Below are 12,952 nucleotides of genomic sequence, written 5' to 3' on the forward strand. Positions count from 1 at the left end.
GTTCTGAATATTTTATCGGCTTTAGCTGCTTATTCATTCTTTGATAAAAAACCATCAATAAACACCAATGACGACATTATTGACAAAGATAGATTAATCGCTGCTTAAATCGAACTCACGTTAATTAAATTCTTGAAGCACAAAAAAGCTGAATAATCAAATTATTCAGCTCTTGTATTTAAAATCTTTTAATTAATCCAAAGGACGTCTTCCTGAAATAATATTGTAAAGAACTACAATAATAGCAACAACTAATAAAATATGAATCAGATAGCTTGTGCTGATTCCTGGAATAATGTTTAGCATTCCTAAAAGCCAAACTACAATGCAGATCACTGCAACTAACCATAATACACTTTTCATAATAATATTTTTTTAAGGTTTATGTAATATGGTTAGCATATTGTGTGCCTTTTCTATATTTTAAATAAAAAAATTAAGCATTATACAAAAACGAAGTACATTTATTTTATTTAAAGTATTTTTAGCTCAGGAGAGCATGGTTTTAGAATTGGTAAAAAAATAGGGCTTCAAAATATCTTCAAAATTATATAATCCCTCTGGTAAAGTTTTTAAATTTCTTGCAACAAAAAGTGCTCCGCTTCCGAAAGCTTCACGGGAAATGGATTCATGCACCAAACGAACTGTCTGATATGGAAAACCAAAAATAACTTCATGTTTGCCAACAATCCCTCCCGCTCTTACTGAGTTTATATTATCTTCGTCAATTTCCAGAGTCTCTGCAATTTTTATAGCAGTGCCTGAAATTCCTGTTTTTGCCTTAAAATGTTCTTCTACAACTTCAATGTCTACTTCCGGAGCAATATTTTTAAGAAGACTTGCTGCAAATAGAAGATAATTTACGCCTAAAGTTATATTTGGTGACCAAAAAACCGTACTCTTTTCAGATAATTCTTTCAGAAATTTTTTTTCTTCATTACTATAATGTGAAATTGCCGAAATTATTTTAATGCTTCTGTCAGATGCTGCCTTACCATAAAGATATATACTCTCCGTAGTAGAGAAATCTATAATGATATCGACATGATGATCGTCAAGAAACTGAGTAATTTGAATATTCTGCTTTGAAAAAATTTCAGCGGGATCAGAAGATTCGACCTCTAAAAAATCTTTTGCAGAAGATTTTTCCATATTCTTGCTGTTTCTCAAAATCCATTCGAGCGTGAAATCATTGTTTTGCAATATTACATTTGCTACAGCCTTTCCTGCTTTTCCAAATCCAATTAAACCTATTTTCATATCGTAAAATTTTGTAGTGTTTGTAACTTAGAAACTGTAAGATAAGAAATTATTTCTGAAACTTTTTCGGGAAAATAAAATGCTCGATTAAGTAGGTATTGAATTAATAAAAAATTAAACCCCCCGTAAACGGAGGGTTTAATAAAAACACAAATGATGAAAAAAAAATTTTCAGTCCAAATATAGGTAATTTTTTATAATTACCCACAGTATTTTTCAGTTATGTTAATTATTTTTTCGAAATAAATATTAGATGCTCTTTTAATCAGGAAAATAGCTCGTCAAATTTTTTTTCAATACATCTTATATTCTCAACTATTTTGACTTCGTCAGATATTATGCTCTTAATAATTTTTTTGTAATACTGTGTTATTTATGCTAAAAATATTATGATTTAAATCATTTATCTAGAATGTGCTGATAATCAGAGCTGATAATTGGTTTTTATTCGTGGCATATATTTTATTTGTCAATATATTTTCATTTAAATGTGACTTATATTAAATTTGTGTAAAATGATAAAAAATGATGACAAAAAATTATTACTCCTTTAATTCTTTAAAAGTATACCTGTTCGTGAACCGGTATGAGCATTCGTTCTTGATTCAACTTAAAAGCAAAGATTTTAAAATTTAATGAAGCCGAAGAAAGTTCCCGGGATTCCGTCGCAGGTGAGAGGCGGGTTCCAAGATACAGAAAGTATAAAAAAATTTAGTAGCTCCGAGGAAGTTGATCTTAAATTTGATATTCTTAAAAAGAGATTTTTTGAAATTACTAAATGGTCTGAATATTGCCCAAATGGTGCGGAATTTAAATTATATGATACTGCAGGCGAACAGGTTAACCGTTCTCCTGAAATAGGGGATTATATAAAGATTCTCCCGACCAAGATTAATAATCCGAAAACTGAAGACTATTATTGGGTTAGGATTGATTTGATTGATAAAAGTAATCCTGACAGAATTATGTTACAATTCAGACCATCTAAATTACCGGGAAATGAGTTTGCAGGAAAAACCTTTCATTTCCATTCTGCTGCTGCTACATCTACTTTTGTAATCTCTAAAGGAAGTGATTATATTAAGATGGCGGTTTATGAAAGAAATCAGCAGCCCAATAAAAATACAACCTTTGCAAATAGCATTAAAAATATGATAAGCTCTGTATTTGGTACATCTAAAATCCGCTGGAAATCTCTTGCAGATGAATTGATAAATTTAAATTAATACCACATTTACAAAGTTTTTTATTGATAAGCATACAATTTGTATATCTCTTTTAAAGATCATCAGCATATTCTTTTATGCTGATTTTACTTTAAAAAAGAATATCTATGAATACTGAAATTTTAGGCTTAATTGCAGGTGGGTTTACTTCTATTGCTTCAATGCCACAACTTATAAAAGTGATCAAGACAAAAAATGTTGAAGATCTCTCATGGCTTATGCTTATGATTTTGGTTAGCGGGCTTTCTCTTTGGGTTTGGTACGGAATAGAACAGCAGGAGTTGCCGATTATTCTTTCAAATTCTTTTGCTGTAGTGATTAACCTTGCTTTGTTAATTTGTTATTTTGTTTTTAGAAACAATGAAAAGTAATTCTATATTTTAATCAATTTATATATTCTGACTCTGATCATAAATTAAAAAAAATAAACTCCTTAGTTTTGATTAATAGATAAGTATCAATCCAGATCTGTCATATCTATGTTTTTAACTCAAGTTTTAGGACTGTCATCTCAGGATGTCAGTCTTTTTTTATTTTTCAAATATTATTCATACCACAAGTAAAAGTATTGGCAATACTTTTGTTTTGGTAGAGATAAATATTATTTATGAAAAATACAGTAAAATTAGCTTTGGGAATTGTAACCGGAGGAGCTTTGGTTTATTTGGTAAAAAAAATGAAACAAAAAGATTCACAAATGTTTACAGCTTCAGACGGAAATAAATACAAACAAGACCAAACCTATCGAACAGCTGATGGTGAGATTTTCAGAAACGGAAAAAAAATTCACATTAAAACTCCTGTTGATTCCGAAAATCATCAAAACCATGTAGATCCAGCTTTTAACAATCAGCATTTAAATGAAAAAGTAAATTTACCTAATCCTAATATTGCCTATCATCAGAGAGGTGACAGACACAGATAGGGTTTAACAATCATTTGCGTTGTAATTGGCTTTTTCCAATTCATCTTCCATCTTATCAATTTCAGCTTTGGTCGGTTTTAATTTTTTTAAACTGACCTTGAGCTGTTTTTTACCATCGGGAGAGATCCATAATCCCTGCATATTATCATCACCGCGTTTCAGTAGCATAATTCCCGTATTATAGTGTTCTACAAATGTATACTGCTGGTTTTTTTCTGAAAAAGTAGTGTCGAGGAGAATCCAGTTACCGGCTTTATTGTCATTATATTTATAAACTCCTGAAGCTACTACTTTCGGACAGCCTGTTTCTTCTATTTTCAGATAAAAAGAAATATTTATTTTTCCGTCAATTGTTCCCTGATATTTTTCCTGTGCAATGATCTGTTGTGCATTTATTGATGATGATAAAAACAACAGAAACAACATCGTAATAATTTTCATGTAAGTGATTTAAATTTAAACTGAAAATTAATGATTTTTATTTTATTCTCTGTTAATAACGGTTAGCAATTTTTAATCTTTGACTGGCTTGTTTTTTGAATCCTTTATTCTAAAATTTTACTATGCTTTTATCAGCTTTTTTAAGTTTTAGTTGGAAAGAGTTATTTCTCGGAACTGAAGACTGGGCTTTTCTTCTGGAAATTGTTTTAAGAACCATGATTATGTTTCTTACCATTATTATCGGGCTTCGGGTTTTAGGAAAAAGGGGAGTGAAACAACTTTCAATTTTTGAGTTGGTTGTAATTATCGGACTGGGTTCTGCAGCAGGAGATCCGATGTTTTATAAAGAGGTTGGAATTGTTTCTTCCATCATTGTTTTCATTGTTATAATCATTTTATATTCTACCGTGACAAAGCTTATCGGAAGATTTAAAAAAATTGAAAATCTTTTAGAAGGGAAGGCAATGTGCCTGATCGAAAATGGTGTTTTCGCCATCGATAATTTCAAAAAAGAGAATCTTGGGAGCGATGAATTTTTTGCAGAATTAAGATTAAAAGGAGTTTCACATCTAGGGCAAATAGAATTTGCAATTGAAGAGGTTTCCGGCGATATCAGTGTTTTCTTTTTTGAAGAAGATAAAGTAAAATACGGGCTTCCTATTATGCTGCACTCTCTGGATCATCCCCTAAGAAATATTGCTGAAGAAGGTCATTATTCATGCACATTCTGCGGATATACGGAAGAAAAGCCTGAAGGAAACGCAGGAAGCTGTAAGAATTGCGGGAAGCATAACTGGGTAAAAGCAAGTAACAGACATAGAATTACCTAAAAGAAATCCCCGGCTTTACAGTCGGGGAAAAATTTAAAGTATATATAATTATTTGATGGTTTCAGAAGTTCAGCTTAAACTGCTGCTTTATGAAACGATGACTTAAAAAAAGCCGTAGTCTCTTTACCGAACAGGCATGAAAATATATTTTGAAATTCATGAATGTATTTACACTTAATTGTATTTCCGTAAATTTTAAGACCTTCAACAATTTTTTTAGAGTTTAGATCAATATCATATTTGATAAATGATTCCGGTCTTTCATAACGTATCTGGTGATCTGAAGCATACGTTCTCATGAACCCGAATTTTTCCAACCAATCTTCTGTAATCTGGATAGGATTGATTTTTTCTGCCGGCAAAGAAATTGTCTGACTGTCATTCTCGATTTTCACAAAATAGTTATTATTTTTTTGGAAAATCTCCGTAATCGTAAAAATCTCGTTTCTGTACTCGACAAGATTTTTAATTTTTAGATCTGTAACTTTCATTTTATTTTGGTGTGGTGTTAATTGTCTTTACTAAAGACTATGTTTACAAATACTATGCCCCGCATTGTTGATGTGGTACCTAAAAAGAATAATTTTCAGAAAAATTTATATTTATAAAACAGATAATTTATTCTTTAACAGCTTTTTTGTAAACTTCAAGTGCGCGGTTTCTAGCAAAGCTATGTTCTATAATCGGTTTAATATCAGCATACTCCTCAGGAAGCCATTTTTTAATATATTTTTGATCTTTATCGAATTTTTTGGTCTGTTCGGTCGGATTGAAAATTCTGAAATATGGTGCAGCATCACAACCGCAACCAGCTGCCCATTGCCAATTTCCGTTATTGGATGAAAGTTCATAATCTAAAAGTTTTTCTGCAAAATACGCTTCGCCCCATCGCCAGTCGATAAGAAGATGTTTGGTAAGGAAACTTGCAGTAATCATTCGAACGCGATTATGCATAAATCCGGTTTCGTTAAGCTGTCGCATTCCTGCATCTACTATCGGATATCCAGTTTTTCCCTCACACCACAGCTTAAACTCATTTTCATTATTTCGCCAGTCGATTTTTTCATATTTATCTTTGAAACAATGGTTAACTACTTTTGGGAAATGAAAAAGAATCTGCATAAAAAATTCTCTCCAGATTAATTCATTAAGCCAGGTTTCATTATGTTCAGAAGCATATTTTACACATTTTCGGATGGATATCGTCCCAAAACGTAGAGCAATTCCCAATCTGGTTGTCTGATCTAAACCTGGGAAATCTCTGTTTCTATCGTAAGATTCAATAATTTTTTTATCTAAAACAGGTTTTTCAAAAGTTATATCCGTTTTTTCAAAACCGATTTCTTTTAAACCACAAATATTTTTAGCTTTAAGTGAAAGAAAATTGTCAAAATTGATATGAGTTGAATGAATTTCAGTTTGGTGAAATTGCTCTTTCCATTTCTTAGAGTATGGAGTGTAAACGGTGTAAGGAGAGCCATCATTTTTTACAATTTCATCTTTTTCGAAAATTACCTGATCTTTAAAATCTTTAAATTTAATATTATTTTTTTCCAGGAAATCAGCAATTTCTTGGTCACGTTTTATTGCCTGTGGTTCATAGTCACGATTACAGAAAACACTTTCTATATCAAATTCTTTTATTATTTCTTTAAAAATCTGAAGTGGTTTTCCGTGATATATTTTAATTCCTGAATTGTGTTTTTTTAACTCTTCATGCATTTCTGCTAAAGCTTGATGAATATAATCAACTCTTCGGTCAGATTTATTTTCAAGCTGATCTAAAATTTCGGTATCGAATATAAAAATGGGAATTATTTTCTGTCCTGATTTTAAACTTGCACTTAATCCTGAATTATCATCCAGTCTTAAATCTCTGCGAAACCAGAATATATTAATCTTGCTCATTTTTATTAAATTTATAAAAGAAGAAGAGGTTCCAAAGAATCATTTCGTATCCGTAAGCCGTATCTTCAATCGGAATTGTTAAAATTCTGAAACCAATAAAATCTTTTGGGTTGTAGTTTACAATAGGAGATTCAAGCCCTGTTCCTGTAAGAATTCCATTTACGGCTAAAAATCCGGGCATTAAAACAAGGTAAATGAATGATGCTTTGCCTATCCAATTTGCTTTTAAAACAAAATGCAGAACAATCAAACTGATTGCCGTAGTTAAAAAAGTAACAAATGAATAAATTTTATCTTTAAAAATTAAAGCTAAAATGAGACAGGAAATTATTGAAATAATCACAAAAACCTTTTCGACAGAAGGTTTCCAATCTAATCTGAAGAATTTATCTAAGCAGAAATAGGTGAAAACACACGAAAAAGGGATGCAGATAAAAAACAGCAATTCCTCAATCGGAAGGCCAAATAACCGAAGTCCAATTAAGTATTTATCATTAAACCACCAAACACCATTTGAAGTAAACCACACATCCCAGGCAATAAAAAATATAGCGGTAACAATTGAAGCAAGCAAAAAAGCTTTGAAGTGTCTGTAAAATTTAATTTTCGGATGAAAAGAAAAAATAAAACAGATAATAATCGTAAAAAAATTAATTGCCAGATAGGTGTATTGCCACATTTATCCTCTATTTTTATTAAAGTACATTTTAAAATATTTCACAGGAACCCAAAGAAAACCAAAACATTCACCATGCTCTTTCCCTGTGTGTTTATGGTGTTGCTTGTGGCCTCTGCGAATCGCCAATAAATAAGGATTTTTTGTGTCTCTTAAAATTTTGAAACGCTGATGAATAAAAATGTCATGCACAAAAAAATAGGCCATACCATACAACGTAATTCCTATTGCAATGTAGAAATAGGCATTAAAGTTATTGATGGTTCCGTAGTACATCAAAGCAATGGTGGGAATTGCAAAAATGGCAAAAAAATAATCGTTTCGTTCCATTTTTCCTTCATTGCTGTGATCGTGATGATCACGGTGAAGTATCCATAGAAAACCGTGCATCACATATTTATGAATAAGCCAAGTGATTCCTTCCATAACGAAAAATGTAGCTAAAACAATTAAAAAATTCATATTACTTTTTATTGAAAATTTCTTCTAAAATCTTATAGCGGTAATTAAAAATATTTTGCAGCTTTTTTTTAACGATCAGTTTATGGGTAATTTCTCCCAAAAAACCGAAGGGCAGCTCGTAATTGACATTATCAACCATTAAAACTCCATTCTCATTCGGAATAAAAAAGTGATGATGATGCCACATTTTAAAAGGTCCTTTATTCTGAAAATCAGTAAATAATCTTTTTGATTCAACTTCAGTAATAATTGTTTGCCATTTTAATTTTACTCCAAAAAGCGGCGACACAAAGTAGTCTATTACCATTCCTTCATATATTTCATCATCGCTAAGCTTGGTTCGTACAGTAAATTTCATGTCTTGCGGAGTGATTTCCGAAAGGTTATTCGCTGAAGAGAAAAATTTCCAAGCTGTTTCTATATCACAGTTAAGCTGTTGCTGACGTTGAAGTTGATGTATCATTTTTTAGATTTAGATTTACAGAAATGACATTTTATATTGTACATAACTGCTCATCATAAGAGAAAATTTCTTGCCATTCGATATTCTGATTCTTTGATTTATTATTTTATTGGCAGAAGTTCTCTTTATTTTTCTAAAAAGTGAAATATAATAACGATATGCAAGGTACACTCCGAACCTTGATGAATTCGGGAGTTTTTTAATTCCTTCCAATGCTTCTTTAAACTCATCATGAATATCCTGTTCAATCTTGGCTTTTGCTACATTATCAAAATAAGAAATATCAACATTCGGAAAATAAGTTCGCCCTAAAATATGATAATCGTCTTTCATGTCACGTAAGAAATTTACCTTTTGAAAAGCAGACCCCAGCTTCATTGCGGAAGGTTTGAGCTGAGCATACATTTCTTTATTTCCATCAACAAAAATCTGAAGACACATTAGTCCTACAACTTCTGCAGAACCGAGAATATATTCTTTATATAGATCAGAATCATAATCAATTTTCTGCAGATCCATTTCCATGCTTTTCAAAAACTGATGGATAAGCTGCAGATCAATTTCATATTTATGAATCGTTTCCTGAAAAGCCTGAAGTATAGGATTTAATGATATTCTTTCCTCCAGTGCCTGATTGGTTTGTTCTCGGAATCTGGTCAATAATATTTGGCGATCAAAGCTATGAAAGCTGTCAACAATTTCGTCTGCCAGTCTTACATAGCCGTAGATGGCATAAATTGCATTTCTTATCTTTGGCGACAACGCTAAAATTCCTAAAGAAAAACTGGTACTGTATTGCTTTGTAGTTTGTTTACTTATTTTATAAGAAAGTTCGTCGAAAAGTTTTTTCATAAATTTCGTTATTTGGTGGCTTCTGTTGCTGCTATTTTTCCTGATATAATTGACGGTGGAACTCCTGGTCCGGGAACGGTAAGCTGCCCGGTGTAGAAAAGATTTTTCACCCTTTTATTTCTCAATGAAGGCTTAAGAACTGCAGTCTGATTAAGTGTATTTGCTAATCCGTAAGCATTTCCTTCGTATGCATTGTAATCTTTTTTAAAATCATTAATGCAATAGCTTTTTTTATACTCTATTTTTGATAAAAGATCTGATGATTTGGTATGCTTTTCAAGTCTTCGTATCATTTCGAGGAAATATTTCTCCCTTGTTTCTTCATTATCATCAATTCCCGTAGCAACAGGCATAAGCAAAAATATATTTTCACCGTTTGCAGGAGCTACATTTTTATCTGTTTTGGATGGACAACAGGTATAAAATAAAGGTTTTGTCGGCCATTTTTTATTTTCATAGATTTCATTGGTGTGCAAATCCAGGTCATTTTCAAAAAATAAGGTATGGTGTTTCAGATTAGGGACTTTTTCTTTGAATCCTAAATAATAGATCAGACAAGAAGGTGCAAATGTTTTCTTTTTCCAATACTCTTCATCATAGTTTTTGTATTCTTTCTGAATCAGGTTCTCTGTATGATGATAATCTGAAGACGCAATTATTGTGTCAAATTCAATTTCGGTACCATTAACAACGATTGAACCTGCTTTTCCGTTCTTAATCTTAATTTCTTCTACAGTTGAATTCAGATGAAATTGTACACCTTGCTCTTTGCCAATTTGAGCCATTGCGTCAATGACTTTGTAGAAACCTCCCATCGGATACCATGTTCCCAATTTATAACCTCCGTAATTCATCAGACTGTATAAAGCAGGTATATCTTTAGGTGCGGCGCCAAGAAAAATAACAGGAAATTCCATAAGCATAATCAGTTTAGGATCTGAAAAATATTTTCTGACAAACCGATGAAAATTTGATAGCAGATCAAGCTTTAAAGCGCTTTTTGCAATCTTTGGAGAAACAAATTCTAACCACGAATGACAAGGTTTAGTAACGAAATCCTTCATCCCGACTTCATATTTATACTGAGCGTCATTCATGAATTCATCAAGTTTCTTGGCAGCTCCTTTTTCAATGCTTTCAAAGAGATTTTTCATTTCTGAATAGTCCTGCGGAATTGCCAGTATTTCATCAGAAAAAACCATCTCAAACTGAGGATTTAATGAAACCAATTCATAATAATCTGAGGTTTTTCTGTTAAAGTCTTTAAAAAAATCTTCAATAATATCCGGCATCCAATACCAGCTTGGTCCCATGTCAAAAACATAACCGTTATCGGTTGTAAATTGTCTCGCTCTGCCACCTAAGCTGCTGTTTTTTTCAAAAACATGAACTTCGTGACCACTTTTCGCACTATAAGCGGCAGCAGATAATCCGGAAAATCCGGAACCGATAATTGCTATTTTTTTAATCATATTCAATTATTATTTGAGAAATTTTCTTCAAAAACAGTCTCCAGTAATTTTAAACTGTCAATATTTCTGCCAAAAATTGGATTGTGAAAATGGTCAAGTTTACTTAACAGCTCAATCAGATCATATTTTTCATCTTCTGTAAGATTTCCGCAAACAATTCTGGTAGCCATTCTGATATTATCCATTTGCTTTTCTAACGCATCAATACCTTTTTCAGTAATGCTAATTACTTTTGTTCTTTTATCTTTTTTAGAGTCTGTTTGCTTCACCCAGCCATTTTTGATGAGGCGGTTGATGATAAGAATTCCGACTGGCTTATCCTGAATATTTTTCTTAATAAGCTCGGTTTTTGTCATCTCACCGAAAGCTCTCAGGTTAATGAGGTAAATAAACTCTTCCTGCGTAGAGAAATCTGAACCGGCTAATGCAGATTTTGAATATGTTTTTGCATACCTGCTCATGTGAACCAGTAGGGTACTGATGACACTTTCAGGACTTCTTCCTTTTTCTTTCCCTTCCCAGATAATATTCTTAGGTGCGGGTTTTCTGTTTTGCTGATGATGTATCCAATTTTTAAACCCTTCGATATCAGGTGTGTATTGGGAATTGTTGTTCTCAGAATCGAATCGTTCCAGCAGTTGAATCACATCTTTTGCTAAATTATAATTCATATCTAAATTATTAATAGTAAACAAATATACTTATTTTTATTTAATTAAGTTCATTTATATACTAATTGTTTTTTGTGTAAAAAATAAGGCATTGAAAATTCAATGCCTTATAGTATTCATTATTCCAACTTATTTTTCTGGTTAATTTATTCTTAATTGCTGAATTTATTTTGAAATGTTTTTTAGCTTAGGCTCGCGTAACAGCTTAGGGAAAATCTTCATGAAAATTTCTAAAACAAACATGAGCAGATGTAATTTGGAGGAAAATAACCGAATTTACACCTGATCAATCCAATGATAGATATCAACATTTTGCGGAATATCAAGTTTCTTTCTGATTCGGTATTTTTTATTCTGAACGGTCCGCGTTTCTATGAAACTGATTTTGGCAATTTCTTTTGTCGTTAATTTTAATTTGAGAAGAGCACAAAATTCTATTTCAGATTGTTGCAATTCGGCATTTTTTGTTAAAAGATTGACAGAAAAATCAGGAAATACTTTTTCAAAAGCGAACATAAAAGCAGGATCTCGTTTTTCCAAAAGCTCGATTAAATCATGATAGGTTTCACTTAGATTTATTTCTGGTTTGGTTTCAATTTCAGTTTCGATATCGACTTTTTTATTTTTTCTTTTGGCTATAAAAAATGCAACTCCTATCAATGCAAAAGCCGGAATCATCCAATACCAAAAAGAATTTTGTTCTTCTTTCTGTTCTTTTTTATCCTTATTAATAACCTCTTGTAATGAATTGTATTTACTTTTCAGTGCTTTCAGTTCGTATTGTTCAATTTTATTTTTATAAAAGTCAGCGCTATCTTTGATTTTGAGAATGTCATAAATCTCCTTCAAAGAATGATAAATCTGGTTAGCATTAAGGTTTGTCCCGTTTTTTGTGCTGATGTAAAGCGCTTTGTGAAAGTTTTTTATTGAACTTTTGTAATTTTTTTTCTCTTTGTAAACTTTTCCGATCACAGAGTAATTATCAATCATCGATTTGTCATCTACTACATCTTTGGGTTTTATTAAAATAGATTTTTTTGCATAATGATAAGCAGAATCAGAATTGTATTGACTGTAAATATTGGCAAGGTTAGCATAATTCAGATATTGAAAGTTATCTCTTTCAAGATTGTTTTTCAGTTGTTTTCCGCTTTCAATCTGTTCGTAAATCTTTTTTGCAGCTTTACGAGGTTGATTTTTATCCAAATAGATATTAGCAAAACTGCTCAGCACATTTGCTTTTGCGTAAAATATTCTTTCACTTTCGGGATTGCCTTTTTTCAGAATTTCATAGGCAGAATTTAAATAAGAAATGGCTTTGTCAGGAAATTTATTAATAGAATATATCTCAGCTAAATAAATATTAGACATCGCTTCAAAATAAATATCCTGATACACATTAGATTTTTTCTGAAGCTTTTCACTGGTAATAATCAGGCTATCCATCATATTTTTACTGTAAAAATACCGGCATTTTCTATCCAGAATTTTCATCTCTGAAATAGAGTCCTTTAAAATAGCAGATTGTTTCAGAAGTCCGTTTAATTCTCTATAAGCCTTATCAATATTAATTTTATAGAGTTTAGAATTATCGGCAATTTTTGCTTTTAGTTCTTTGTTGGTCAGTTTTTGCTGCGATAATACCAGGAAACTGGAAAGAAGACTTATTGATAAGAGTATATTTCTAAACCCAAACATTTGGAGTGTAGTTGTTAATGTTGAAAATTAAATGTAAATTTAGCAAATATGGAGTTAAAATGCTACCA

The 12,952-nt window shown here is 31.5% G+C and carries 16 protein-coding genes and 1 pseudogene; 5 read left to right on the forward strand and 12 right to left on the reverse strand.

What is annotated here, in order from left to right:
• Window positions 1–108: pseudogene (locus ACR1PN_RS18790) on the forward strand (IS982 family transposase); the annotation flags it as partial.
• 84 nt (window positions 109–192) lie between these two features.
• Here the strand turns inward: ACR1PN_RS18790 and ACR1PN_RS18795 are convergent.
• Together ACR1PN_RS18795 and ACR1PN_RS18800 are read right to left on the reverse strand one after the other, a co-directional pair.
• Window positions 193–363 carry a lmo0937 family membrane protein gene (locus ACR1PN_RS18795; protein WP_378177790.1) on the reverse strand — a complete coding sequence of 57 codons (171 nt, stop codon included), beginning with the start codon at window positions 361–363 and terminating at the stop codon, window positions 193–195.
• Between the two features lie 126 nt (window positions 364–489).
• Window positions 490–1,260, reverse strand: coding sequence for a 4-hydroxy-tetrahydrodipicolinate reductase (locus ACR1PN_RS18800; RefSeq protein WP_433981275.1), 771 nt, complete (start codon window positions 1,258–1,260; stop codon window positions 490–492).
• A 635-nt stretch (window positions 1,261–1,895) separates the two neighbouring features.
• On the opposite strand from ACR1PN_RS18800, the gene ACR1PN_RS18805 reads away from it, so the two are divergent.
• The 3 genes from ACR1PN_RS18805 to ACR1PN_RS18815 all read left to right on the forward strand — a co-directional run bounded on the left by ACR1PN_RS18805 (window position 1,896) and on the right by ACR1PN_RS18815 (window position 3,411).
• On the forward strand, window positions 1,896–2,486 hold the full coding sequence (locus ACR1PN_RS18805) for a hypothetical protein (protein WP_433981276.1): 591 nt from the start codon (window positions 1,896–1,898) through the stop codon (window positions 2,484–2,486).
• Between the two features lie 107 nt (window positions 2,487–2,593).
• On the forward strand, window positions 2,594–2,857 hold the full coding sequence (locus tag ACR1PN_RS18810; RefSeq protein ID WP_433981277.1) for a SemiSWEET transporter: 264 nt from the start codon (window positions 2,594–2,596) through the stop codon (window positions 2,855–2,857).
• Between the two features lie 236 nt (window positions 2,858–3,093).
• The gene (locus ACR1PN_RS18815) at window positions 3,094–3,411 is read left to right on the forward strand and encodes a hypothetical protein (protein WP_433981278.1); all 318 of its coding nucleotides are present in this window, start codon (window positions 3,094–3,096) and stop codon (window positions 3,409–3,411) included.
• 3 nt (window positions 3,412–3,414) lie between these two features.
• On the opposite strand, the gene ACR1PN_RS18820 is transcribed toward ACR1PN_RS18815, so the two are convergent.
• On the reverse strand, window positions 3,415–3,852 hold the full coding sequence (locus tag ACR1PN_RS18820; RefSeq protein WP_433981279.1) for a hypothetical protein: 438 nt from the start codon (window positions 3,850–3,852) through the stop codon (window positions 3,415–3,417).
• Window positions 3,853–3,974: 122 nt separating this feature from the next.
• Between ACR1PN_RS18820 and ACR1PN_RS18825 the strand changes: the two genes are divergently transcribed.
• Window positions 3,975–4,682, forward strand: a complete 708-nt coding sequence (locus ACR1PN_RS18825; RefSeq protein ID WP_433981280.1) for a DUF421 domain-containing protein — start codon at window positions 3,975–3,977, stop codon at window positions 4,680–4,682.
• A 74-nt stretch (window positions 4,683–4,756) separates the two neighbouring features.
• Here the strand turns inward: ACR1PN_RS18825 and ACR1PN_RS18830 are convergent, their stop codons facing one another.
• The 9 genes from ACR1PN_RS18830 to ACR1PN_RS18870 form a co-directional block, all read right to left on the reverse strand.
• A complete protein-coding gene (locus ACR1PN_RS18830; RefSeq protein WP_433981281.1) occupies window positions 4,757–5,173 on the reverse strand; it encodes a hypothetical protein in 417 nt (138 codons plus the stop codon).
• A 127-nt stretch (window positions 5,174–5,300) separates the two neighbouring features.
• Window positions 5,301–6,590: a cryptochrome/photolyase family protein gene (locus tag ACR1PN_RS18835; protein WP_433981282.1), complete on the reverse strand. Its 1,290-nt coding sequence runs from the start codon at window positions 6,588–6,590 to the stop codon at window positions 5,301–5,303.
• Window positions 6,577–7,269: a lycopene cyclase domain-containing protein gene (locus ACR1PN_RS18840; protein WP_433981283.1), complete on the reverse strand. Its 693-nt coding sequence runs from the start codon at window positions 7,267–7,269 to the stop codon at window positions 6,577–6,579. Before ACR1PN_RS18840 ends, ACR1PN_RS18835 begins: the two co-directional genes overlap by 14 nt.
• On the reverse strand, window positions 7,270–7,728 hold the full coding sequence (locus ACR1PN_RS18845) for a beta-carotene hydroxylase (protein ID WP_433981284.1): 459 nt from the start codon (window positions 7,726–7,728) through the stop codon (window positions 7,270–7,272).
• Window position 7,729: 1 nt separating this feature from the next.
• Complete coding sequence (locus ACR1PN_RS18850) at window positions 7,730–8,191, reverse strand: SRPBCC family protein (RefSeq protein ID WP_433981285.1); 462 nt, start codon at window positions 8,189–8,191, stop codon at window positions 7,730–7,732.
• Window positions 8,192–8,206: 15 nt separating this feature from the next.
• A complete protein-coding gene (locus tag ACR1PN_RS18855) occupies window positions 8,207–9,043 on the reverse strand; it encodes a phytoene/squalene synthase family protein (protein ID WP_433981286.1) in 837 nt (278 codons plus the stop codon).
• An 8-nt stretch (window positions 9,044–9,051) separates the two neighbouring features.
• Window positions 9,052–10,515, reverse strand: a complete 1,464-nt coding sequence (locus tag ACR1PN_RS18860) for a phytoene desaturase family protein (RefSeq protein WP_433981287.1) — start codon at window positions 10,513–10,515, stop codon at window positions 9,052–9,054.
• 2 nt (window positions 10,516–10,517) lie between these two features.
• Window positions 10,518–11,186: a MarR family winged helix-turn-helix transcriptional regulator gene (locus tag ACR1PN_RS18865; protein ID WP_433981288.1), complete on the reverse strand. Its 669-nt coding sequence runs from the start codon at window positions 11,184–11,186 to the stop codon at window positions 10,518–10,520.
• Window positions 11,187–11,462: 276 nt separating this feature from the next.
• Window positions 11,463–12,884 carry a hypothetical protein gene (locus ACR1PN_RS18870; protein WP_433981289.1) on the reverse strand — a complete coding sequence of 474 codons (1,422 nt, stop codon included), beginning with the start codon at window positions 12,882–12,884 and terminating at the stop codon, window positions 11,463–11,465.
• Between the last annotated feature and the right edge of the window lie 68 nt (window positions 12,885–12,952).

Source organism: Chryseobacterium sp. RLHN22 (assembly GCF_051011795.1).
GTDB lineage: Bacteria > Bacteroidota > Bacteroidia > Flavobacteriales > Weeksellaceae > Chryseobacterium > Chryseobacterium zhengzhouense.